Annotated in this window: 21 protein-coding genes; all 21 read right to left on the bottom strand. The window is 44.5% G+C overall.

Features of this window, described 5'->3' with window-relative positions; genetic code table 11:
* Nucleotide 1 precedes the first annotated feature (1 nt).
* A complete protein-coding gene (locus tag E4Z61_RS02615) occupies nt 2-745 on the bottom strand; it encodes a glycosyltransferase family 2 protein (protein ID WP_071692455.1) in 744 nt (247 codons plus the stop codon).
* A complete protein-coding gene (locus E4Z61_RS02610; protein ID WP_276608767.1) occupies nt 735-2153 on the bottom strand; it encodes a mannose-1-phosphate guanylyltransferase/mannose-6-phosphate isomerase in 1419 nt (472 codons plus the stop codon). The genes E4Z61_RS02615 and E4Z61_RS02610 overlap by 11 nt, the downstream gene beginning before the upstream one ends.
* Nucleotides 2154-2171: 18 nt before the next feature.
* Complete coding sequence (locus tag E4Z61_RS02605; RefSeq protein ID WP_135321408.1) at nt 2172-2618, bottom strand: GDP-mannose mannosyl hydrolase; 447 nt, start codon at nt 2616-2618, stop codon at nt 2172-2174.
* A gap of 9 nt (nt 2619-2627) precedes the next feature.
* Nucleotides 2628-3554, bottom strand: a complete 927-nt coding sequence (fcl, locus tag E4Z61_RS02600) for a GDP-L-fucose synthase (protein WP_167817575.1) — start codon at nt 3552-3554, stop codon at nt 2628-2630.
* Nucleotides 3555-3593: 39 nt separating this feature from the next.
* Nucleotides 3594-4712, bottom strand: coding sequence for a GDP-mannose 4,6-dehydratase (gmd, locus tag E4Z61_RS02595; RefSeq protein WP_135321406.1), 1119 nt, complete (start codon nt 4710-4712; stop codon nt 3594-3596).
* Nucleotides 4709-5743: a glycosyltransferase family 4 protein gene (locus E4Z61_RS02590; RefSeq protein ID WP_135321405.1), complete on the bottom strand. Its 1035-nt coding sequence runs from the start codon at nt 5741-5743 to the stop codon at nt 4709-4711. The genes gmd and E4Z61_RS02590 overlap by 4 nt, the downstream gene beginning before the upstream one ends.
* Nucleotides 5740-7080, bottom strand: coding sequence for a hypothetical protein (locus E4Z61_RS02585; RefSeq protein WP_135321404.1), 1341 nt, complete (start codon nt 7078-7080; stop codon nt 5740-5742). The genes E4Z61_RS02590 and E4Z61_RS02585 overlap by 4 nt, the downstream gene beginning before the upstream one ends.
* 16 nt (nt 7081-7096) lie before the next feature.
* Nucleotides 7097-8332, bottom strand: coding sequence for a glycosyltransferase family protein (locus E4Z61_RS02580; RefSeq protein ID WP_135321403.1), 1236 nt, complete (start codon nt 8330-8332; stop codon nt 7097-7099).
* Between the two features lie 23 nt (nt 8333-8355).
* Complete coding sequence (locus E4Z61_RS02575) at nt 8356-9606, bottom strand: O-antigen translocase (protein WP_135321402.1); 1251 nt, start codon at nt 9604-9606, stop codon at nt 8356-8358.
* Complete coding sequence (locus E4Z61_RS02570; protein ID WP_135321401.1) at nt 9603-10709, bottom strand: DegT/DnrJ/EryC1/StrS family aminotransferase; 1107 nt, start codon at nt 10707-10709, stop codon at nt 9603-9605. The genes E4Z61_RS02575 and E4Z61_RS02570 overlap by 4 nt, the downstream gene beginning before the upstream one ends.
* A gap of 177 nt (nt 10710-10886) precedes the next feature.
* Nucleotides 10887-11282 carry a sugar 3,4-ketoisomerase gene (locus tag E4Z61_RS02565; protein WP_135321400.1) on the bottom strand — a complete coding sequence of 132 codons (396 nt, stop codon included), beginning with the start codon at nt 11280-11282 and terminating at the stop codon, nt 10887-10889.
* 8 nt (nt 11283-11290) lie between these two features.
* A complete protein-coding gene (gene rfbA / locus E4Z61_RS02560) occupies nt 11291-12154 on the bottom strand; it encodes a glucose-1-phosphate thymidylyltransferase RfbA (RefSeq protein ID WP_135321399.1) in 864 nt (287 codons plus the stop codon).
* The gene (gene rfbB / locus E4Z61_RS02555) at nt 12155-13228 is read right to left on the bottom strand and encodes a dTDP-glucose 4,6-dehydratase (protein WP_135321398.1); all 1074 of its coding nucleotides are present in this window, start codon (nt 13226-13228) and stop codon (nt 12155-12157) included.
* A gap of 371 nt (nt 13229-13599) precedes the next feature.
* Nucleotides 13600-14493, bottom strand: coding sequence for a GalU regulator GalF (gene galF / locus E4Z61_RS02550; RefSeq protein WP_135321397.1), 894 nt, complete (start codon nt 14491-14493; stop codon nt 13600-13602).
* A gap of 166 nt (nt 14494-14659) precedes the next feature.
* Nucleotides 14660-16054: a colanic acid biosynthesis protein WcaM gene (gene wcaM / locus E4Z61_RS02545; RefSeq protein ID WP_135321396.1), complete on the bottom strand. Its 1395-nt coding sequence runs from the start codon at nt 16052-16054 to the stop codon at nt 14660-14662.
* 11 nt (nt 16055-16065) lie between these two features.
* Nucleotides 16066-17286 carry a colanic acid biosynthesis glycosyltransferase WcaL gene (gene wcaL / locus E4Z61_RS02540; protein ID WP_135321395.1) on the bottom strand — a complete coding sequence of 407 codons (1221 nt, stop codon included), beginning with the start codon at nt 17284-17286 and terminating at the stop codon, nt 16066-16068.
* Complete coding sequence (gene wcaK / locus E4Z61_RS02535) at nt 17283-18563, bottom strand: colanic acid biosynthesis pyruvyl transferase WcaK (protein WP_135324855.1); 1281 nt, start codon at nt 18561-18563, stop codon at nt 17283-17285. Before wcaK ends, wcaL begins: the two co-directional genes overlap by 4 nt.
* Nucleotides 18564-18584: 21 nt before the next feature.
* Nucleotides 18585-20063: a colanic acid undecaprenyl disphosphate flippase WzxC gene (wzxC, locus tag E4Z61_RS02530; protein WP_135321394.1), complete on the bottom strand. Its 1479-nt coding sequence runs from the start codon at nt 20061-20063 to the stop codon at nt 18585-18587.
* A gap of 2 nt (nt 20064-20065) precedes the next feature.
* The gene (gene wcaJ, locus E4Z61_RS02525) at nt 20066-21460 is read right to left on the bottom strand and encodes an undecaprenyl-phosphate glucose phosphotransferase (protein WP_135321393.1); all 1395 of its coding nucleotides are present in this window, start codon (nt 21458-21460) and stop codon (nt 20066-20068) included.
* A gap of 54 nt (nt 21461-21514) precedes the next feature.
* Nucleotides 21515-22885 carry a colanic acid biosynthesis phosphomannomutase CpsG gene (gene cpsG / locus E4Z61_RS02520; protein ID WP_135321392.1) on the bottom strand — a complete coding sequence of 457 codons (1371 nt, stop codon included), beginning with the start codon at nt 22883-22885 and terminating at the stop codon, nt 21515-21517.
* A gap of 126 nt (nt 22886-23011) precedes the next feature.
* Nucleotides 23012-24448: a mannose-1-phosphate guanyltransferase gene (gene cpsB, locus E4Z61_RS02515; protein WP_135321391.1), complete on the bottom strand. Its 1437-nt coding sequence runs from the start codon at nt 24446-24448 to the stop codon at nt 23012-23014.
* Nucleotides 24449-24451: the final 3 nt, after the last annotated feature.

Here is a 24451-nt window from a genome sequence, read left to right as displayed (position 1 = left end):
GTTATTTAAGAAACTGTGGAAGTTTAGAAAAGTTTTTACATACAAGCACAATAGGCCATAACAGCCCATTGCTACGCATAACCTTAATATCTTCTTTAGACTTCTGGACGATATTAGCAAAAGAACGATTACTCATACCACCAACTCGCATCTTAGTAAGAACTTTAGGTAAATAGGAGACTCTAGCGCTATGCGTCCATAAATATCTGACCAAAGAATCGTAATCTGCTGAGATTTTATAATCCAAATTAAACCCCCCCCATTTCAAATATAATTCCCGCTTCATATAGAAGCTAGGATGCGGAGGCATCCAACCTAATTGCATTTTAAAACGTTTGAAATTACCACTTCTCCATCGACGAACGACATTGCTGATGTTGTCTTTCGATACATAATCTAAATCTCCGTAAACAGCATCGCATTGATTTTTTATAAATTCATCAACTACATCAGCAATCGCGTCAGGATAGGCAAGTAAATCATCCGAATGCAGGAAACCAACTATATCGCCTGTTGCTGCTCGAATTCCCTTATTCAAGGCATCGTAGATACCTTTATCAGGTTCACTTATAATTTTAGTAACTCGGCGAGACACACTATTAATAAGCTCAAGAGTGGAATCTCGGGAAGCTCCATCAATGATAATATATTCAATATCATTATATGACTGTAAATCTAGAGATAGTAAAGTATCTGACAGAGTCGTTGCGCTATTATAAGTTGCGGTGATAATGCTAACTTTCATAATTGCTACCGTGAGTATATTGTTCAAGCCGAACAATGTCATCATCTTCAAGATAAGCGCCAGTTCTGACTTCGATAATCTCTAAGGGGATCTTTCCTGGATTTTCCAGAGAATGAGATATACCAACTGGAATATATGTGGATTCATTTTCAGTCAGGAGTTGTATCTTCTCTCCGCAATATACTTTTGCAGTTCCTGTCACGACAATCCAATGTTCTGCTCGGTGATAGTGAATTTGGGTAGCAGTACGTTCTCCAGGCTTAACTGTCACTTTACGGACATGATAGCGTTTACCTTCGGATACCGCATCTGAGGTTCCCCAAGGACGGTATAATTCCCTGTGCTGCAGATATTCACTTCGCGAGCACGATTTAAGAAAAGTAACAACGTCCTTAACAGATTGTACTTTGTCTTTATGTGAAACAAGAATAGCATCCTTAGTTTCAACAACAATTATATTATCTAAACCTACCGCACTGATTAATCTATGCTGGGAATAAAGATAACTGCGCTGTGTGTCGATAGCAACCACATCACCATGAATAACATTGTTATTATTATCTTTGGTATCCACTTCCCAAAGAGCAGCCCACGAACCGACATCACTCCAACCAGCATCTAATGGGACAACAACCGCATCAGATGTCTGCTCCATAACAGCATAGTCAATTGATTCATCAGGACATTGAGTGAAAGAAGTAGTATTAAGCCGAGTAAAATCAAGATCAAGTGAAGCATCTTCCAGAGCATTGATGCAAGCATCTAATATATCCGGTCTATATAATTTCAACTCTTCAATGTAACGTGACGCTCTAAATATAAACATCCCGCTATTCCAGTAATATGTACCTTCATTTAGATATCTTTTAGCTGTGTCTAAGTCTGGTTTTTCAACAAACTCAGAGACTTCAAAAGCATCTTCTGACACTGGTTTGCCTTGCTTTATATAACCATAGCCAGTTTCTGGTTTATTAGGAACAATACCGAAGGTTACAAGCTTTCCTCCAACAGCAAGATCTAACGCTTTTTCAATCGCAGTAAGAAACGCGCAATTATCTTGAATTACATGGTCCGCTGCTAATACCAGTAAAATTGGATCATCTTGATTTCTAATGGCATGTAAAGCTGCTAATGCGATTGCTGGAGCCGTATTTCTGCCTACAGGTTCAAGGATAATGCCGCTATGCTGTAACTCAAGTTGCCTAAGCTGCTCTGCAACAATAAAACGATGGTCCTCATTACAAATGATTAGTGGATGTTCATGCGTTAATCCATCGAGACGCACAATTGTCTCTTGAAGCATTGATGAAGAAGATGTCAATGTCAGAAACTGCTTTGGATACAAAGTTCGGGAAAGCGGCCATAAGCGACTTCCTGTTCCACCGGCCATCACTACGGGAAGAATGATGTTAGTCATTTTAACCTTCTAGCTAAAGTATTGCTGGGTATAATGATGAACGTTAGGATTGTTTCTAATACGTTCAACTGACATATAGGTATATTCAGCATGCTGTGCTGGGGGAAGTTTCTGCAACTCTGCGTCCATATGAATCTCATACGCTAATACGATATAATGAGTGCTAATATCTGCCCCAACAAAAGCATCAGAATAGAAATGTTCGAATACACCACAAGGTATTACAGAAGAAAATTCAATCTTACACCTTAATTCAGATTGACAAATCCGATCGAAAGCATCGGCAATCTTTTCATTCTTAAAAACCCTTCCACCCGGAACAAAATAATAATTTTTTGCCGGAGGGTTTATTCTTTTCCCCAATAATACTTCTGACTTGCTGTTATAAACGATAAGATCAATTGATATAAGTGGTGCATAATTAACTATCGTTTTAAATAACGCAAAATCCAACATTTGCAAATCCTATTTCCTGAAACTATTTTGGTTTTTCAAAAACCATTCATAGGTGAGCACTAGTCCATCACGCAATGATGTCGACCATCTCCACCCCATACGACCAAGACGCTCAACATCCATTAACTTTCGTGGAGTACCATCAGGCTTACTAGCATCGAAGACAATCTGTCCTTTATAACCTATGACAGAAGCAATTGTTTCTGCAAGTTCACGAATTGTGCAATCAACACCAGTACCCACATTGATATGCGAAAGCATCGGTGAAGTATTTTTAGCGTAAGTTTCAGTTGGCAAATTCATCACATAAATCGATGCCGAAGCCATATCATCTACAAACAAGAATTCACGTTTTGGTGTACCACTTCCCCACACTGTAACAGTATCTTGATTTTCAACTTTGGCAGTATGGAAACGTCTAATCAAAGCAGGGATAACATGAGAGTTTTCAATATGAAAGTTATCATTAGAACCGTATAAATTAGTCGGCATCACGCTGCGATAATCACGACCATATTGTCGATTGTATGACTCGCATAGTTTTATGCCAGCAATCTTTGCGATAGCGTATGGCTCATTAGTGCTTTCCAAAATACCGGTCAAAAGTGCCTCCTCTCGCATTGGCTGGGCAACATCTCGAGGATAGATACAGCTTGACCCCAAAAAAAGCAATTCATTAACGTCATTAACATGAGCAGCATGAATAATGTTGCTCTCAATCATAAGATTTTGATAAATAAAATCCGCAGGGAAAGTATTGTTAGCTTGAATGCCGCCAACTTTTGCTGCAGCCAAATAAACTTGGTCAATTTTCTCTTTTTTGAAAAAATCATTCACAGCAGCCTGCGAGAGAAGATCAAGTTCATCTCGGCTTCTAGTAATTACTTCATTGCTCTGCTGCTGGCAAAGTTCTCTTACCAGAGCGGATCCCACCATTCCATTATGTCCTGCAACAAATATTCTCTTAGCCACGCTTTAATTCTCCAAAGAAATGGAAACATCGAAGCCATTTGCTCTTAAGAGTGCATGCTGCTTAGCTTTCTCAAGATCACTTTTTACCATCTCCTTACACATTTCTTCAACACTAATCTCTGGCACCCATCCCAGTTTTTCTTTTGCTTTTGTTGGATCGCCAAGCAATGTTTCTACCTCAGCTGGTCGGAAATAACGAGGATCAACACGAACGATCACATCACCAACTCGTACTTCTTGCGCACAGTTACCAGACACATTCACAACTGTCGCAATTTCATTTATACCTTCGCCACTGAACTGAATCTCAATCCCGGCCTCTAATGCGGACATCCGCACGAATTCACGCACGGAAATTTGCTTACCCGTTGCAATTACAAAGTCTTCAGGTTGCTCTTGCTGCAACATCATCCACTGCATTCTTACATAATCTTTGGCATGGCCCCAGTCACGAAGTGAATCCATATTACCTAGATATAAGCACTTCTCCAGACCCTGAGCAATGTTGGCGATAGCGCGTGTAATTTTACGAGTCACAAATGTTTCACCACGACGTGGGGATTCGTGATTAAACAGAATACCGTTGCAAGCATACATACCGTAAGATTCGCGATAGTTAACTGTGATCCAGTACGCGTAAAGTTTAGCAACCGCATATGGAGAACGCGGATAGAAAGGAGTGGTTTCTTTCTGCGGTATTTCTTGAACTAAACCATATAACTCAGATGTAGATGCCTGATAAAAGCGAGTTTTCTTTTCCAACCCCAAGAAACGAATAGCCTCCAAAAGACGCAGAGTCCCCATAGCATCAACATCAGCAGTATATTCGGGTGACTCAAATGATACAGCAACATGGCTCATAGCGCCTAGATTATAAACCTCATCAGGTTGAACTTCAGACAAAATTCTGGTTAAGTTTGAGGTGTCGGTTAGGTCTCCATAGTGCAGATGAAATTGAGGGTTGTTGGTATGCGGATCCTGATAAATATGATCAACACGCTCTGTGTTAAATGATGATGCCCGACGTTTAATACCGTGAACCTCATATCCTTTATCCAGAAGAAATTCTGCCAAATAAGAACCATCCTGACCAGTAATACCAGTAATTAAAGCAACTTTCATTTTTCACCTCTTACATAATTATAAAAATCTAAAGTTTCTGATGCCATTTTATCCCATGAAAATTTTTTGGCGTTGTTCAGTCCTAGCGTTATTATTTGTGTACGGATAGCAGGACTCTTAAGCTTAAGAATATTCAACCCTATTTTTTCCGCCGTTATATTTTCGATTAAAACAGCGGCATTTCCAGCAATCTCTTGTACAGATGATGATTTAGATGCTATTACCGGGCATCCACACTTCATTGCTTCAATTACCGGTATACCAAATCCTTCATAAAAAGATGGATAAACTAATGCTAATGCATTTTGGTAATAACTTTCCAACTCGCATTCGGAAATGAATCCGGCATGCTTATATCTATTAGGTATATTTTCATTCAATAATTTCAATTCATAATCAGTCAACTGCCCCCCCCCAATAACGATTAACTGTATTTCGGGTAAATTATGAAGAGCCTGGACACACATTTCAAAATTCTTATACCCATCTCTCGCTCCAATGAATATAACGTAGGGTTCAAAATGTTCATATTGGTTATTAAATGAAAAGTCAGAAACACCATTATAGATAACTCGAGTGGCAATATTCACTGACTCAGGAATAAACTTATGCATATCCCGCCTCGTGTTTTCTGATATACATATTATCCCATCACTTTTTAATATCGAGTTTCTTTTTTGAGCATTAAGAATTATTGATTTAAGCCCTCTAGGATATAAGTTCTCGGTAAAATCATGAACAGTAGTAATTATCTTCCCTGCATAAGTTTTAGATGGGAGTCGATAGTAGCTAGAATGAAAAATATCATTCTCCTTACCAAATACATCAACTTTCCTAAATCTCTCCACTTCTAAATGCCAACGAATTTTTTTGTTTATAATAAGATTACTGGTATAGCTATTTTCATTTTCATATACTAAATGACAAATCTTCTCAGACTGCCCAGTAAAACGGTGAAGAAGTTCATTATAATAAACAGAAATGCCACCAGATTTTTGCAAAGAAAATATAATCCCATCTATAATAATCATTGCACCTCCTTATTATAAGATATCATATTACACTTAACCATATAAATATAAAGGCTAATAGGAATGATTGTTTTTAAACCAAAGGAAGGAAAATCCATAAACCCAACCATGACAAAATATAACCCAAGCGCATAAATTATAGCAGGGGAAAAAATAGCTATATGCCTAAAACGCAAAGCTGTTCTAACCACAAAATTAAGCGATATAAAAAGCATCACGCCCCCTAAGATACCGAAATTCTTAAGCCAAGATAAATAAGGCATTTGGAATGCCAATTTAAAGTTAGAGCTTAATTCTTCTGTTGTATATGCACCCGGGTCAAATATAGCAGGTTGACTATAAAATAAGTATGCTTTTGCTGGCCCAAGTCCAAATAGCATTAAAAGAAGATTATTCTCATAGTTAATTAAAAGTTGTTTAACTTGAAAATAACGAGTGTATATTGAAATATCTAATTCATATAACCCAATTATATAGGACAAAATCCAAGATAATAGTACAATACAGATGAACATTCCTCCTAAACTAGCACTACTAGCTTGCATTCTCTGATAACACCATGAAAAAAACAGTATTAAAAGAGAATAAACCCCCCCTTTCCCACCACTTATGGCTAATAGCATAATTAATAAAAATGCATATATTTTAAATCTTCCCTGATTACTTTGAGGCCCCCAAAAAACCAAAACACAATATAAAAATACAATAAATTGATCTGTTTGGTCGAGAAAAAGATAGTTAAATGAATATTTAACCCACGTATACCACGCAGGAAGAAAATTCAATAAAATAGCATTTACAAAACAATAAATAAATATAATATTTGCCAACATTCTAAAAAAGGCACTCATACCCATCCGTCGGCATGACCTTTCAATTACACAATATACACTCACTATATAAACGATAGATTTAAGTACAGATAACGCACGAGTTACACTATCCAACTCAGGTGCCCACATTGTAAGTGATGAAAAAGTATATGCTATTACTGAAAGTAATATTATAGATAAATAAAAGACTTTAAAGAAATGTGGAATATACAATGCAGAATTAAAATTCTTTAGAATTACCAGTATTGCAAATATATCGAGAATTGAAAGACCAGCGAATTTATAAAAATTCATCAAATTTAATATTTTAGTATTACTATATAAACCATAGAGTTCATATGTGTCTTGCCTAAACGGAATTATTGATATTGAGTAGGGTGAGCAAATTATGAGTAATAGGAAAGCGCCCTCAACAAGTGGTAAGCCTTTTTTATTATAAAAAAATAAAAAAAAGACCATCATCAGTATATAACTTAGTTCAATAAAATGTACCGCTATTGGCATTTTAATTATTCCAGCATCAGACCCCTGAATGAAGTCTTTTAGACGATAATAATCTTGTGTAAATGAGAAATGATTTAGACATCATTACATTATCAATTGAAATACTCTTCAATCCCATAATCACATCAAGGAGTTTTTCCTGAGTAACGTCCTTCCTATAACCTCGTTCAAAAAATAGAGAGCTTTTCTCACTTATCTCACTTACATTCTTTTCAAAGTAGTCAATCACTTCTTTGAAGTTCATATATCCTTTACTTTCGAAAGGAGTATTAAGATACTCTCCAAGATCAAAACCTTCAGAAAGATGCATATATCTATATATATTATCTCTATTTACGATTGGCTCATCTGTACTAGGTAATAATATGGTCGGAATTCCTCGAGAACAACCTTCCAGTGTAGAAGTTCCCATCGCAAACAGGGCGGAAAATTGCTCTAATTCAAATAGGTCTGTTAATTTATCAGCATTCACATAACCAAGGAAATTTAGATTTAGTTTTTGATTATATTTTTTTTCCAACATACCTTTTCCTGAGCCATCACCGATAACACTAACAGTTATTTTAGCCGAAGGGTTCAAGATATTATATGCAATCACATCATCAAGGAGTTTTACTATACCATGAATTTTGAAGTCATCTAACCGACTCAATATAGCAATTTTCCTTATATTTCCCCTTTCATAAGAAAGGATATGCTGATCAAGATTTGTGATTAAAGGCAAAATAACATCATTCCTAAAATTATAATTCAAAGCCCATTCACTTTCATTCCGACAAGCACCATCCATTATCCATAGACTACTATTTACATCGAGTTGCTGAATGATTTTTTTATATATTTTAAATCCAGGAAATATATTTATAAACAATCTCAAATAAGAGTAACCTATACGCTTTAATACGCTAGTACCAATACAATAGCCTGAATACAACTCAGAGGGATGAAGCAACCAAAACATTGGTTTTATTTTTATAACACCATACCTTTTACACTCGTATAAAACCCTCGCTATATTTCTAGCACTAGATATAACGTTAGTATTTTCAAATAAAATATTTCTATCAAAATTTTTAACATCGTAATATTTAACGGCACTATTCCTAAACTTAGATGAAAGAATACCATCATTAAAGTCCACAACACTAATATTTAAGTGGCCTTGGGCTATTAACAAATCAATTATCCTTGAAAACAATATTTCTGTTCCACCTAAATATTTACTTGGATGATATATGGTTATTCCAGACAAACACCACTCCTATATAAAAATAGCTACCTTATAATTCTTTTAAAATTAACCACTATGAATAAGAAATAAGCGGTATAATTAACCAAATATGCTAAATTAGCACCATGTACACCAAATTTGGAAACGAATATTAGAGATAATATAACAAAAGAAATTGAAAAAATTATTTCTGTTGAAATGTACCATCGAGTTGCACCACGTGACAGCATTGGATAAGCATAAAGCCAACTGCCCACCTTTATAACATCACCAAGAAGTTGGATTAAAAAAAGCTCTCTAGAAGAATTAAATTCCTTCGTAAATAAAATCATAATAATTAAATCACGAAAAAAATATATTATTACTGCTAAAGTCATTGCTATAGGAATTACTAAAGCTGCTGTTTTGTTAACATCCCGAAGTATTGCATCAACACTAACTAATTTTGAAAGTCTGGGAAGATAATAAGTACTCAATGCAATAGTGATAATGCTTAAATACACTTCAGAAATTTTCCAAACAGCCTGCCACTGCCCAGCTTGTTCCCATCCGACATACGATATTATTATATTTCGAACCAAAATTAGTGCCAACGGCGTTGTAATGGCAGTTGTTATTGCCATCAGAATATATCCAGCAATATCCATCCGTACCTTATGGCTCGTCCCCCCCCACCAATATCGTAATGCAAACCATGGTTGTTTGATATTTGCAATGAGCATTACAATTCCAATTAATGATGATTGCAATACAGCGGCTACTAATGCACCTTCAATACCAAAATAAATGATCATTAAGATCATAACAATACTTGAGATGACTATTGAAATCATGGATAAAGAAACATACCTACGATAATTTTCTATTCCATTAATTACCGATGTAAAAAGTGTTCCTAAGGCCACGAGAGGTAGGCATAGCATTGTTAGGTTTATGACCCATTTGTAGTCTGTTCTCTGAAAAAGCCATTGAGATAAAGAGTTAGATAATAATATACCTATAGGAATTAATATTGTGCATATAATTATTGTCCACTGCAAAGATGCTCTCCACCAAGGAGAGCATCTTTCATATCCTGAACTATGATTTTCAGCAGTAAACCTGACTACTCCTGCACTAACAGGAGCATTGACAATACCATTAAAGCTATTAATCATACTTTGGACTTGCCCTAGCATTGCCATACCTGTCGGACCAGTATAGGTAGCTATAACCTTGGCTATGACAAATCCCATGACCATCTTTAATAAAGTCAATAAACCACTTAATGCAGTAACTCTAAGCAGTCTTTTCATATATGAAATTCATTAATCGCTTGAATTACAAAAGTTATATCCTCCTCACTCATTGTAGGATCAACCGGTAGGGATAGTACCTCTTTATGAATAGTCTCTGTTATAGGCAAATGGATCTCACTTAACTCTCTATATGCCTCTTGTTGATGCGGTGCCGTCGGATAATGAATTAACGTTTGGACACCTTTTGTTTCTAAGTATTCTTGTAATTCTCTTCTATTTTTGGTTCTTATTACGAATAAATGCCAAACGTGATCTGTCTTAAAATCAGATAAATTTGGCAAGATAATATACTTACATTTAATCTCAGAGAGATATCGTTTTGCAATAAAGCATCTGATTTGATTATCAGTATCAAGATGCTTTAGCTTGACTGATAACATTGCTGCCTGGATCTCATCTAGCCGACTATTTACCCCTTTATATTTATTCTGATATTTTTGATGTGAACCATAATTACGTAAAGCCACTAGCACGCTGGCCAGTTCAGCATTATTAGTAGTAATAGCACCAGCATCCCCAAGAGCGCCAAGATTCTTTCCTGGATAAAAACTAAATCCAGCTGCATCTCCCCAACTCCCAGCCATTTTCCCATCAATATGGGCACCATGGGCTTGAGCACTATCTTCTAGAATCAATAGATTATATTTATCAGCGATCTTCTTAATCTCAAGCATAGGGCTTAATTGGCCATAAAGATGGACAGGAAGAATAACTTTTGTTTTGCTAGTAATAGCTTCTTCAATATTTTTAGGTGAAATATTATACGTTTCTGGATCAGGTTCGACAAGAACTGGAGTAAGATTATTTTCTGTAACTGCAAGAATTGACGCTATATAAGTATTGGCAGGTACGATAATCTCATCTCCATCGGAAAGCTTTCCCATTTCTTTCCAGGCACGTAGTACTAATATAAGAGCATCCAATCCATTTGCCACACCTATAGCATATTTTACACCACAATACTGAGCAAAATCCTTTTCAAATTGTTGTAACTCTTGCCCTTGAATATACCAGCCTGAATCAATAACTTTTGAGCATGCTGCTTTTAATTCCTCAGCAACTCGACTGTTAATCTTTTTTAAATTCAAAAAATCAACCATAATACAATCAAACCTCTTAAAATATAATTTGTAACATTTTCATCAGAAAATTCTTAGGTGCTATCACATTAATAAACATTAGTAATATTTTATTATGCAATAGTGATTTTTATTTTAAGAAAAAATGTCAAGCACTCATATGATCATATGAAATCTGTGTGCTGATAAGCCTTAAATCTAAACCACCATTTTTTTAAACTCTTCATAGTCTCTAACATAGTCTGACTCATCAAATTTGCTATCAGCAAGAACCATTAATACACAATCATCTGAAAAATCTGACATTTCTCTCCACATGAATGATTCAATTAATAGCCCTTGGGAAGGGTTATTTAATACAATATCTACTCGCTCATGACCATCATCGAGTGTAAAACAACAACTACCTCTTACAGCGATTGCAACCTGCTTTAACTGCTTGTGTGCATGATAACCCCTAACCACGCCATTTTTTGTATCAAACAGATAATAAACTCGCTGAATTATAAATGGTATGTTTTTTTCAGTTTCAAGAGCGACTAATGAACCACGATCATCGCCATGGATCTGCAGTGGAATTAATTCTATTTTCATGTGATATCTTATTTAAGGAGCTTCAATAAATACTGGCCATAGTGATTTTTTTTCAATAAATTCCCTCTAATTTCTAGTTCGTTATCACTGAGCCAACCATTTCTCCAGGCAATCTCTTCGGGACAAGCAACCATCATTCCTTGTCTCTTTTGTACTGTTTCAACAAAGCTACCTGCTTCTATTAAACTATCATGTGTGCCTGTATCAAGCCATGCAAACCCACGACCTAATAGCTCGACATTGAGTTTTTGAAGTTTTAGATACTCATCATTAATTGATGTTATTTCCAGCTCACCACGCTCAGAAGGTTTTACTTTTTTCGCAATTTCAACGACGGTGTTATCGTAAAAATACAGTCCTGTGACAGCCCAATGAGATTTCGGTTTATCTGGTTTTTCCTCAATTGATACTGCTTTATAATTTTCATCAAACTCAACCACCCCGAACCGTTCAGGGTCCATAACCTGATAGCCAAATACAGTAGCCCCTATGTTGTTTTGTGCAACAGCCTTAAGTTTTGGGCTAAAGCCTTGGCCAAAGAAAATATTATCGCCTAAAACAAGACATACTGAATCACTCCCAATAAATGTCTCACCGATAATAAATGCTTGAGCTAAACCATCAGGTGACGGCTGAATCTCATAAGATAAGTTAATTCCCAAAGCACTTCCATCACCAAGCAATCTTACAAAACTATCTTGGTCTTCCGGAGTTGTAATTATAAGTATGTCCCTGATTCCCGCTAGCATTAATACAGATAACGGATAATAAATCATTGGCTTATCATAGATAGGTAATAACTGCTTGGAAACACCCATTGTAATTGGATACAAACGAGTACCGGACCCTCCGGCAAGAATGATACCTTTCATTTATTCTAATCCTAAACGTTCGCGTTGATAACTACCATTCTGCACTCTCTGACACCACTTTAAGTTATTTAAATACCAACCAATGGTTTTCCGAATCCCCGATTCAAAGGTTTCCTGCGGCTTCCACCCCAGCTCATCGCTGATTTTATCTGCATCAATCGCATAGCGGCGGTCGTGTCCAGGTCGGTCAGTCACGTAAGTAATTTGATCGCGATAAGAACCCTCTTTCGGCACGATTTCATCAAGCAGATCACAAATAGTATGTACCACGTCCAGGTTTTTCTTCTCGTTATGACCACCGATATTGTAGGTTTCACCTACAACTCCCTGAGTCACAACTGTGTACAACGCTCGGGCGTGATCTTCGACATAAAGCCAGTCACGAATCTGGTCGCCTTTGCCATAAATTGGCAATGCTTTACCTTCCAGCGCGTTCAGAATCACCAGCGGGATTAGTTTTTCAGGGAAGTGATATGGCCCGTAGTTATTGGAACAGTTAGTGACAATCGTTGGGAAGCCATAGGTGCGCAACCATGCGCGAACCAGATGATCGCTTGAGGCCTTTGAAGCAGAATATGGGCTACTCGGCGCATAAGCTGTCTTTTCAGTGAACAGAGGCAACACATTACCGGCAGCCACTTCATCTGGATGTGGCAGGTCGCCGTATACTTCATCTGTGGAGATATGATGGAAACGAAATGCCTGTTTTTTACCTGCATCCAGCTCGTTCCAGTAGCCACGAGCAGCTTCCAGCAGTATATAGGTACCGACGATATTCGTTTCGATAAAAGCTGCTGGCCTTGTAATAGAGCGGTCAACATGACTTTCAGCTGCCAGATGCATCACCGCATCCGGTTGATGAGTGGCAAAAATACGCTCCATTGCCGCTTTATCACAGATATCCGCGTGTTCAAAATAGTAGCGATTATTTTCGCTGACTTCGGCAAGGGACTCCAGGTTACCGGCGTAGGTAAGTTTATCGACATTAACAACGGTATCCTGAGTATTTTTAATAATATGACGAACTACTGCAGATCCAATGAAACCCGCCCCACCAGTAACTAGTATTTTCACGTTTTAATTCCGAATATCGTTTATATGACTACTATTATAAAATGCTGGTATACAATGCCTGCGTCTGGATATTTACGCACGCTACCGCCCCTGGCCTTACAGCAACCAGAGTACTACTTGATGGATAAAGACGTAACCAGCCTCGCCAGCTTTCGCAAAGCACGCTAAATTCAAACGCTAATTGTCTTACCAAACGCGGTCAGAAACAAGGAAAAATCCAATCAAAAGCAGATTAAACTTAGTAGGTTAACTTGTTGTTATCCTTTGTTTTTAAAATAAAAAGCGACAGTAACACCCCACAGCATCAAGCATAGTCGCTGGGATGTTAGCTGCCGCTATTTTGTTAGCCTACTGTCACAAACATCTACAATCTATTCGCCCAGCAGTTTCTCAATGCTTTTACGGAACTTTGCCCCTTCCTTCAGGTTGCGCAGCCCGTACTTCACAAACGCCTGCATGTAGCCCATTTTTTTACCGCAGTCGTAGCTGTCGCCGGTCATCAGCATGGCATCAACAGATTGTTTTTTCGCCAGTTCGGCAATGGCATCCGTTAACTGAATGCGCCCCCATGCGCCCGGAGTTGTTTTTTCCAGCTCAGCCCAGATATCAACTGATAACACATAGCGCCCAACGGCCATTAGATCGGAATCCAGCGTTTGTGGCTGATCGGGTTTTTCAATGAACTCGACGATGCGGCTGACTTTGCCTTCGTTATCTAAAGGCTCTTTGGTTTGAATAACCGAGTACTCGGAAAGATCGCCTTCCATACGCTTAGCTAACACCTGACCGCGCCCTGTTTCATTAAAACGAGCCACCATCGCGGCCAGGTTGTAGCGCAGTGGATCGGCACTCGCCGTATCAAGCACGACATCGGGCAACACCACAACAAAAGGGTTGTCACCAACGATAGGGCGTGCGCAAAGAATTGAATGACCCAGACCCAGCAACTGCGCCTGACGCACGTTCATGATCGTCACGCCTGGAGGACAGATGGACTGTACTTCAGCCAGCAACTGGCGCTTTACACGCTGTTCAAGGAGTGATTCTAATTCATAAGAGGTGTCGAAGTGGTTCTCAACGGCATTCTTGGAGGCATGAGTCACCAGAACGATTTCTTTGATCCCAGCAGCCACAACCTCGTCGATAATATACTGAATCATCGGCTTATCGACGATCGGCAGCATCTCTTTAGGGATTGCCTTCGTGGCAGGCAACATGTGCATCCCCAGACCCGCTACCGGAATAACTGCTTTCAAATTAACCATTAAGTCATTCACCTATTTCTATAGTTGCTGAATTATAGCTTTTTAGCTTGTTTTAGCCAGTATGAATTACACAGCTCAGTTGGCGCATATGTTACGCCGCTTATCTGCAGAATGCAGTAATCTTAAACTCAAGTAAGTACAACTTGAGCCAGGAATGGTCGCAAAGTTATCTCCCCCGCTCCGGTAGCCGAAAGTTCACCGCCTCGATGTTCACCACCTGATGATTCACCCTGTCGATATCAACCGAGCTTTGCCCGGCTTCATTCACTGCGTGGACGTTAGCCAGCGACAACAGCGTGTCCTGCTTAGCCATAAACTTACCGCGCACGTCTTTGCGCAGATCGAAGTGCATTTTTAACGCAGGTCCAATGGAGGATTTTTGCATCACCTTGATATTGCGTAAAAAAAGATGTTGCGGTTGGTTGTGCAGTTCCAGCGTCGCACGTTTCATCTCCACGTTGGTGATGGCGACAAACGACGTTGCATTGCCTGATGAGATTTGAATGCCACGTAATGTAGAGCCAAGATTATTATTATCCAGATGAATATTATTAAGCTTAAAATTTTGCGGAATAGATAAATAACGACCCTTGATGACGCCATAACCAATTAACATGCCCGCACTCTCTTTCATATTGATATTATCAATCACGAAATTGTCACAGCCATAAATAGCAATTGTGGCATTATCGATGCCCGCTTTCTTACTGAAATCCGTGGTGATATTGCGGGCGTTAACGTTACGAATGATAAAATTCTTGCCGTTCTCTACGTGGACCAACTGGCGACAATCAGAGCCAGTGATATTCGCCACGACAAAGTTTTTCACCGACTGCGCGTCCGGGTAGTTATTGTCATAGGTACTGCCCGCCAGTCCGATACCAATGCCCCAGTTGACGTTGCCATTGGTACAGTTAATGCGCTCAATGACATGGTCTGAGATAAGGATATTGTTGTCGTTTATCGCCACATTCCACTCAATGGCATCGCCCTGTAAATCACTAAAATGCCCGTTGGTGATCCGTGCACCGTCCATCTGGTTATGAAACCCCTGACGCAGGATGCCATAGTTAGCATGGCTGACTGAAATATCATCAATAGTGAGATTTCGCATCACCCGAGGCGTCTTACCGCCGATATAAATTTGCGTCACCGGGCCGAAGCCACTCATAGCGATCCCTTTGATTACGCACCCCGAGCCCCGCACGTCGAGGGTAATATTATGCAGGCTCCCGCCGCCCTCGCCGGTTACCTGGCTCCCTTCCTGCAGAACAAACCGGCCTCGCCCGTTGCCGCTTACTCTCCCGAGAACGCGTAACGTTTTGCCAGGCGGGATGAATACCCCAGTATTCATGCCTTCGCAGACCAGACCAGCAGGTACAATGACGGTTTGCCCTTCTGAGAAGGCCTGGCGAAAAGAGGCGACCCAGTCTTTCGGGTTGTAATCCTGAATATTGACGCTGCGTCCGGTTTCCAGCGCCCTAACAACGGGAGAATGAAGCACGGCAAGCGCAGTACCTGCCGTCAGAAAGGTACGTCGGGAAAGTTTATTCTCTGGCATACAACCTCGGTTTACAGCGTTTGCAGCAGGCTGGCTAACTGGTTATTGATAAAGACCTGATTAAATTCAGTGACGATCTTTTCGCGTGCGCGCCCCACAATATGCGTAATCCCTTCCCCATCGAGTTGGCTGAACGCCGCCAACCGTTCTGCGAGTGCCTGCGCATCGTTTTCAGGCACCAGCCAGCCAGATTTACCGGACTCCACCAGCTCGGGAATACCGCTGTGAACGGTAGAGATCACCGGGATCCCTACCGCCATCGCTTCCATCAGCGCCACCGGGATCCCCTCCATGTCACCATCCGTTCCCGTGATGGAGGGCAGCAGAAACACATCAGCCTGTTCCAGCATCTCTTTAACCTGATGACTGGGCATAAAACCGGGCATCTCAATCACATCATCGAGCTGATACTGTTCAATCAGCGTGCGCAGGCGCCGCTCCCAGGGGCCAATCCCCAGAATGCGATACCGAAACGTCACGCCCTGCTCTTTTAGCTGACGGCAGGCTTCGATAGCCACATGCAGCCCTTTTTTCTCGGTGAGTCGCGCAACAGAGAGAATTTCCAGCATTTCTCCAGGCTCTTTCACCTCGCGAAGGGTAAAGCGCGTCATATCAATACCCATGCGCGATACGGCAATCTTTTCTGACGGGCAGCCCATCTTTTTTAACCGCCCGGCCCACAGATGGCTAATGGGCAGCATCAAATCACCGCGCTGAAACAGCGTTTGATACTCCGGGGTATAGCGGGCGAACACTTCCCGGTGAGAAATATCAATGCCATGAAACACCGTGGCGATTTTACCGCTTATCACACCAAGCTCGCGCAGCTTCGCCGCCGTCACGCCTGCTGGTCCAAAGTGAGCAATAAACACATCAGCGTGAAACGTTTTGCGGGTTAACCCGCATATCGCCGCCAGAATCAGATTGCGTGCCTCAGTGCCATAGCGAGAGACATTCAGCGCTTTCCAGGTCGCCGTACGGGTGATGCCCTGCAAAGCCGCCGCGCCCCGATATTGCAGCTTTGCCCGCTTACCTTGCGGCTCGTCGAGCAGCCAATGCGTTTTGTCTGCCAGATGATAAACCTCGTAGGCGGCATGTATGTTCTCGAGATCGCCCTTATGCAACGCAACAATCTCAACGTCATATCCCATATCGATAAACGCGGTGATCTGATTCAGTACAAAGGTCTCAGATGAGAGAGGAAATTTAAGCAGGAAAAAGCCAACCTTCATTTTTGCTCCTCAATACGCGCCAATACCGACTGCACCATGCACATGCCTTGTGCGCGCTCACGCTGCACGGCTTCGCTCAGCCGCGTTTTGAGCGCCGGTAACTGCCCGAGCACATCCGCAACCTGCGTTTGTAGACTGCCATCCAGCAGATGACCAACATCAATCGCCATCTCCGGTAGCCCCAGCTGTTGCATAATCCCCGCTGATTTATGCTCGTAATTGATAGCAATCGCCGGGGTGTCAAAGTTCATTGAGATGATGGCGGAATGCAGGCGCGTGCCCACCGTTAAATCACATGCCCCGAGAATTTTCCCCATCTCGAGGTCGTTCAGTTCGTCCATAACCACGTGATAACGGGCTGGATCGTTGACGTACTGACGCAGATTCAGCGCCACCATGCGGTCATCTTTGTTGTAACTGTCGATGCCAGTACAGGTTGATAGCGCCATCACCTGATAGCCTTCGTCGAGGATCCGGTTCACCACCCCGGCAAACGCTTGCTCATAGGCCTGCTGCGTGGTCCCTAGCCGCTTATCAAACGGAGCCAGTTCACGCAGCGTGATGGCGACGGTTTTTTGCTGTGCCGCCGTGTGTAGCCAGTGCCGGACGGCATAGCTGGGTTCAAAGTCATCCTGATGATTATCAACAAGCCAGGCGGTATCCACGCCGTGCTCCACTTTCTCGGTGGTTATCGCACTGCGCTTCATCAGCTCCAGACTGACGGACTCACGCAAAATAAGCGCATTACAGTGACCAAAGACGTAATTCGCCAGTTGGTTAAACTGTGCATCCTGGAATGGCCCGACGCTGTGACCGATCATGTACAGCGGCTTTTTCGCCATAAACGCGCACAGGGCATGTTCAAACTGCGGCACGCCGTACAGATCGACAAAAAACGATCCGCCCACCTGGATGATGGCGTCATAACGCGACAGCAGACGAACAAAATCGGTAAATCCCTGGGCGATGGCGATGTTGCGCAGGTTGCCGGAGTCAGTCACACGGGAGAGTAAAACCTGATGCTGGTAGCGTCGGCGCAGAACCTTCTTCAACCGCCCCACTACGCCAGCGGCGTTATTGTGCTGCTTCATCTGGGAATACAGCGGGTCCCCCATCACCGGACGGTTCAGCAGCCACGAAGAACTCACCGGATAACGGCTCATCACATCAACTTCCGTTGCGGGTTGCAGCGTGTTAATGGCATCCAGCAAACCGCGCAGAATAGCGCTGTCACCACGGTTGCCACAGGTATGGTTGCCGAGAATTAATAATTTCATCATGACCTCTTAAAACATTTTTTATCCTGCGCGGAGCAAGAATTTCATTTTTTCACTGCGGCAAAACTGGCGCTTGATCTCCACCACCAGCGGGTGGCGCGACAGGACAATCGTTACGGCAAACGCCAGCGCGCCCGACGCTATCTGCAGACCCAGCAGCAGGCTTAACGCCAGCTGACCTTGCAGCGCAATGCCCAACAAGTAGCTGACGATCAGCGTCGGTAAGGAGAGATAAAACGGCAGCCACAGGCTGAGCATGTACTGCCGATAGCTGGTGCCAAGCACCGGTTTAATCATCACGAAGTAACTCAGGACGGTGTTGATCACCTGCACCAGCAAAAAACCCAGCGTCACGCCCATCGCGCCCGCCAGATGTCCGCCAATGAGAATGGCCGGAATAAACAGACAGGTTTTAAAGATGTTGAATTTGAAGCTGATATCGACGCGGGCTTTTGCCATCAGCAGCGAACCAATTGGATTACCAACAGATCGCAGTAGCCCAACGATGCACAGCAGTTGCAGGATGGGGACGATGGCGCTCCACTTCTCGCCAAACACCAGCGGCACCAGATTGTTCGACACCACCATCAGGCCCAGCAGCGCCGGAAAATTGATAATGCCGACAACCGACAGGAGCTTGTAGAAATTCACCCGCAGTTTTTCGTTGTCATCCTGAATTTTGGCAAACGCCGGAAACAGCACGCGGGTAATAATCGGGTTCAGTTTGATTGGCGGGACCACCGCCACGTTCCAGGCGAGATTGAATCCCCCCGCCACGCCTGCGCCCAATGTTCTGGCCAGCACCAGCGTGGAAAGATTGGTGTTCACATAGTTGATGATGCTGTCCGCCGTCAGCCACGCGCCAAAGCGCAGGTTCGACGTCACCGATGAAAGTGAAAAATGCAGGCCGGGGCGGTAAATCTGGCGGCCAAAATAGCCAAACAACAGCGTGCGTAGCGCGCTGTTCACCAAATACCCCAGAATGGCGGTCATCGCCAGCGGCCAGACGTGTGCGCTGACCACGGTAACGGTAAACCCGGCCAGCACCGCGCTGGTCTCAATCATGCCAATTTTGTTGAAGGCCATTTCCTTTTGCATCAGCGCACGAAACTGCTGCCCGTGCGGGATCAGCACAAACGCCAGCGACAGCATTTTAATCAGCGGTGCCAGATCGGGATTCTTCAATACTTCGGCAATCGCATCGCTGAGCAGGAACATCGCCACGCAAACCACCATCCCCAGCCCAACGTTCAGCCAGTACAGGGTGGTCAGCTCAAGATAGCCGATCGCTTTGCGCTGGATAATTGAGTTGGCAATACCGAAATCAGACAGCGTATCGGCCAGAGCAATAATGACCAGCGATACGGTTAGCAGCCCAAACTGATGGTTATCGATGATGCGCGCCAGCACTGTCATCTGGATCAGCCCGAGGCCAATGATGATCACCGTAGCGATCGCCGACCACTTCGCTCCGTTAAGGGTTTTTTCTCGTAAGCTCATGTTTAATACGCCGCTTTGTTAACAAAACCCTTAAATACCGTCAGAAAAACAATCTTGATATCGAACCACACGCTCCATTCGCGGATGTATTCGAGGTCAAATTCCACCCGTTTTTCCATTTTCTCCAGCGTGTCGGTTTCACCGCGCCAGCCGTTGATTTGTGCCCAGCCGGTTATGCCCGGTTTCACCTTGTGGCGCAGCATGTAGCCTTCGATCAATTGGCGGTATTGCTCGTTGTGTGCCACCGCATGGGGGCGTGGCCCAACGATCGACATGCCGCCTGTCAGCACGTTAATAAACTGCGGCAATTCATCGAGCGACGTGCGACGCAGGAAATTACCCACGCGGGTAACGCGCGGATCGTTTTGCGTCGCCTGGGTCACTACTGCGTCGTTTTCCATCACCTTCATCGAGCGAAACTTCCACACTTTGATCGGCTTGCCGTCCATGCCATAGCGGGTCTGGCGGAAAATGACCGGCCCCTTTGAAGTCAGCTTCACCGTCAGCGCAATGCCGCACAGCACCGGGGAAATCAGCAGCAGGATCAGCGAAGCCAGCACGATGTCCTCCGCGCGTTTCAGCAGGCGGTTAATACCCGACAGCGGCGTGTCATACAGTGGAACCACCGGCACGCCATTCATCTCTTCAATACGTGAATGCAGGATGTTGAAGGTAAAGACATCGGGGATCATGATCACCGAACAGGTGGTGTCAGCCAGGTCGCGCACCAATGTTTTCACACAGGCTCCATCGTTCATCGACATGGCGATATAGACGTTGTGAATGCGTGAAGCTTTGGCGTCCTGCACCAGTTGTTGCAGATTTCCGGCCCAATCCCGGGAATTGCGTCCGGGCCTGGGGTCGTGATAGACGCCCGCGACCTCAAAGCCCAGCCACGGTTCATGGCGAAAGCTATCCAGCAACATTTGTCCGGCAGGAAGGTCGCCCGCTACCGCCACCCGGCGGGTGTTGTACCCACGATTGCGCAACCACCCCGCACCGTAGCGAATAAACGCACGACACAGCAGCAGGCCGACGCTTGACAGCAGATACCACGCCAGCCAGACCGCAAACCGGTTATCAAAATCGTTGTTAAAGGCAATTAGCCCCGCACTGAAAATCAGGCTCAGCGTCCAATTTTGCAACAGCAACACCAGCTCGGTGGAAATTTTGACACCGCGCCAGGAGCGGTAAAAATCGGTGATCCCCCCCAGCATCTGAAAAACCACCAGTGTGATCAGCGCCACCAGCAGGTGCATGTACAGGAAGGGCAAGCCGCTCAGTTCGCAGACCAGCCATAGCCCGCCAAACATGATGGTGATATCTGAAAAGCGTTGCACCATTGAGATTAACGACGCATTGGTTTTCGCGCGTTGGCGCTTTTTTAGATGTGTCATCGTGGTTCCTGTTAGTCACCCCTTACCCTCTGTCGGGCAAGGGAAGCGCCGGCATTACTGCTTCAGCAACGCCAGAAGAGTACGCGTTCGCGCTTCCATCAACGGAATGTCTCCGCGCGATTCCACGTTCAGACGCACCACCGGTTCAGTATTGGAGGAACGTAAATTGAAGCGCCAGTCAACAAACGACATGCTGATGCCATCGGTTCTGTCCACCGCCAGCGCCTCGCTGGAGAAATGCTGCTCAACCCGATCGATAGCCGCCGCCGGCTCTGCCAGGGTGCTGTTAATCTCCCCGCTCGCCGGGTAGGCCGCCATCCGGCCGCGGACCAGTTCACCAAGTCGCTGTCCTTTCAGGCACAACAACTCCGCGACCAGCAGCCACGGAATCATTCCGCTGTCGCAGTAGGCGAAATCGCGAAAATAGTGATGGGCGCTCATCTCACCGCCATAAATGGCATCCTCATGGCGCATCCGCTCTTTGATGAACGCGTGTCCTGTTTTCGACATCACCGGCTTACCGCCCGCCGCCGTTACCACATCAACCGTGTTCCACGACAGACGCGGGTCATGAATGATTTTCGACCCCGGATGCTTCTCCAAAAACGCTTCCGCCAGCAGGCCGACAATGTAGTAACCCTCAATAAACTGGCCTTTCTCATCGAACAGGAAGCAGCGGTCAAAATCGCCGTCGAAGGCAATCCCCATATCCGCCCCGTGTTCAATCACTGCGTTACGCGTATCCGCACGACATTCCGGCAGCAGCGGGTTAGGTATCCCGTTCGGGAAGGAGCCATCCGGGACGTTGTGGATCTTGATCAATTCGACGGGAACACCGAGCGCTTTAAATCGTGCCTCAATGGCATCCACCACCGGACCTGCCGCGCCGTTACCGGCATTAAGTACCAGCTTCAGCGGTTGCAGATTTTTAACGTCGATGTAGCCAAGCAGATGATCAATGTAAGCCGCGCGCGGATTGATAGTTGTGTAGCTACCGCGATTTGCCATATTGACGGGCGGGAAGTCGTTGGCTTCCGCCAGCCGCTGGATCTCACGCAGGCCGCTATCGCCACTGATGGGCCGCGCGCCCTCACGCACCAGCTTCATGCCGTTATAATCCAGCGGATTATGGCTGGCGGTCACTTCGATACCGCCATCTACGCCGAGGTGAAAGGTGGCAAAGTAAATCTCTTCGGTACCCGACATGCCGATATCCAGCACATCCACCCCTGCGTCCTGCAGCCCGTTTGCCAGCGCGCGCTTCAGCGTCTCGCTGGTAAGGCGTACATCGCCGCCGAGCACCATGGTTTTCGGTTGCAGAAATTCGCCGCAGGCGCGACCAATGCGCCACGCGATGTCTTCATTGAGCTCTTCGCCCAGCCTGCCGCGAATATCGTAGGCTTTGAAACAGGTTAATTTCGTCATAATTTATCCTTCTTCAGGCAACAGAAAGCCCTCTCCCGACAGGAGATATTTTTCACAAAATTAATAACCATTAGTTCGTAGACCGGATAAGACGTCCACGCTGCATCCGGCAACGATGATGTCGTGTTAAGCCCGACCGTAGCGATCCGCGAACCGCACGACATCATCCTCTGCGAGGTAAGATCCCGAGCGCACTTCAATTAGATCGAGCGGAATTTTGCCGGGGTTCTCCAGACAGTGCCTCGCCCCCAGCGGAATATAGACAGACTCGTTTTCCGCGAGCAGTTTGATGTCATCATCGATTGTCACCTTCGCCGTTCCGGCCACCACCACCCAGTGCTCGGCGCGGTGATGGTGCATCTGCACCGACAACCCTTCGCCAGGTTTTACGGTAATGCGCTTAACCTGGTAACGTTCTCCGGCATCGATAGAGTCATATTTGCCCCACGGGCGATACACTTCGCGGTGGATATGATGCTCATGGCGGCCATCCGCTTTAATCTGCTCCACCACTTTTTTCACATCTTGCACCGCATTGCGATCGGCAATCAGCACCGCGTCTTTGGTCTGTACCACCACCAGGTCTTTCACCCCAACGGTAGTCACCAGCCCGGACTCCGCGTACACGTAGCTGTTTTCGGTTTTGTGGCTAATCACGTCGCCGTGATGCACATTGCCCTCGGCGGTATGCGCGCTGATCTCCCACAACGATGACCAAGAGCCTACATCGCTCCAGCCCGCGTCCATCGGCATCACCACCGCGTCTGCGGTGTGCTCCATCACCGCATAGTCCACCGACTCCTCCGGGCAGGCGAGAAACGCCTCTTCATCGACGCGGATAAAATCGAGATCGGGATCGATCGTGCTCATCGCCTTCTCACAGGCGTTCAGAATATCGGGACGATACTTTTCCAGCTCTTCCAAATAGCGCCCGGCACGGAACAGAAACATGCCGCTATTCCAGTAATAGTCACCGCTTGCCACGTAGGCTTGCGCGGTTTCCTGATCCGGTTTTTCCACAAACTGCGCTACAGCAAAAGCAACCGTATCGGTGGTTGCGGGGCAGATGTCGCCGCGACGGATATAGCCATATCCGGTCTGTGCAGAGTCCGGCACAATGCCAAACGTCACCAATTTGCCCGCTTCGGCATACGGCATGGCGTTACGAACCGCCTCGCGAAATGCCTCTTCATCAGTAATCACATGATCCGCCGCCAGCACCAGCATCAGCGGGTCAGCGTCCGGGCAGTGACGTTTTGCCGCCAGAGCGGCCAGCGCAATCGCTGGGGCGGTATTACGCCCGGCGGGTTCAAGAATGATGTTTTCGGTCAGCTTGTTAAGCTGTCGAAGCTGCTCGGCAACAATAAAGCGATGCTGCTCGTTGCAGATGACCACCGGGCTTTCGCACGCCACGCCATTCAGACGGCATATCGTAGTTTGCAGCATGGTGAGATCGCCTTTCAGGCACAGGAACTGCTTGGGATATAGAACGCGGGACAGCGGCCACAGCCGACTACCGGAACCGCCAGCCATCACGACCGGAAAGAGTGTGTGTTGACTCATGAT

It is taken from the genome of Citrobacter tructae, assembly GCF_004684345.1.
GTDB classification, from domain to species: domain Bacteria; phylum Pseudomonadota; class Gammaproteobacteria; order Enterobacterales; family Enterobacteriaceae; genus Citrobacter; species Citrobacter tructae.
Note: the sequence above shows the minus strand (reverse complement) of the source record. Positions and strands in the feature narration are given on the sequence as shown.

Bases quoted from the DNA above. Each gene is read 5' to 3' on its own strand.
- E4Z61_RS02565 (WP_135321400.1), bottom strand. From the start codon at position 11,282: ATGAAAATAGAATTAATTCCACTGCAGATCCATGGCGATGATCGTGGT.
- E4Z61_RS02590 (WP_135321405.1), bottom strand. From the start codon at position 5,743: ATGATTATTATAGATGGGATTATATTTTCTTTGCAAAAATCTGGTGGC.
- wcaJ (WP_135321393.1), bottom strand. From the start codon at position 21,460: ATGACACATCTAAAAAAGCGCCAACGCGCGAAAACCAATGCGTCGTTA.
- E4Z61_RS02605 (WP_135321408.1), bottom strand. From the start codon at position 2,618: ATGTTGGATTTTGCGTTATTTAAAACGATAGTTAATTATGCACCACTT.
- E4Z61_RS02570 (WP_135321401.1), bottom strand. From the start codon at position 10,709: ATGGTTGATTTTTTGAATTTAAAAAAGATTAACAGTCGAGTTGCTGAG.
- wzxC (WP_135321394.1), bottom strand. From the start codon at position 20,063: ATGAGCTTACGAGAAAAAACCCTTAACGGAGCGAAGTGGTCGGCGATC.
- wcaM (WP_135321396.1), bottom strand. From the start codon at position 16,054: ATGCCAGAGAATAAACTTTCCCGACGTACCTTTCTGACGGCAGGTACT.
- E4Z61_RS02615 (WP_071692455.1), bottom strand. From the start codon at position 745: ATGAAAGTTAGCATTATCACCGCAACTTATAATAGCGCAACGACTCTG.
- wcaK (WP_135324855.1), bottom strand. From the start codon at position 18,563: ATGAAATTATTAATTCTCGGCAACCATACCTGTGGCAACCGTGGTGAC.
- cpsG (WP_135321392.1), bottom strand. From the start codon at position 22,885: ATGACGAAATTAACCTGTTTCAAAGCCTACGATATTCGCGGCAGGCTG.
- galF (WP_135321397.1), bottom strand. From the start codon at position 14,493: ATGGTTAATTTGAAAGCAGTTATTCCGGTAGCGGGTCTGGGGATGCAC.
- E4Z61_RS02575 (WP_135321402.1), bottom strand. From the start codon at position 9,606: ATGAAAAGACTGCTTAGAGTTACTGCATTAAGTGGTTTATTGACTTTA.
- rfbA (WP_135321399.1), bottom strand. From the start codon at position 12,154: ATGAAAGGTATCATTCTTGCCGGAGGGTCCGGTACTCGTTTGTATCCA.
- gmd (WP_135321406.1), bottom strand. From the start codon at position 4,712: ATGAAAGTTGCTTTAATTACTGGTATTACTGGTCAGGATGGTTCTTAT.
- E4Z61_RS02585 (WP_135321404.1), bottom strand. From the start codon at position 7,080: ATGCCAATAGCGGTACATTTTATTGAACTAAGTTATATACTGATGATG.
- cpsB (WP_135321391.1), bottom strand. From the start codon at position 24,448: ATGAGTCAACACACACTCTTTCCGGTCGTGATGGCTGGCGGTTCCGGT.
- fcl (WP_167817575.1), bottom strand. From the start codon at position 3,554: ATGGTGGGATCCGCTCTGGTAAGAGAACTTTGCCAGCAGCAGAGCAAT.
- wcaL (WP_135321395.1), bottom strand. From the start codon at position 17,286: ATGAAGGTTGGCTTTTTCCTGCTTAAATTTCCTCTCTCATCTGAGACC.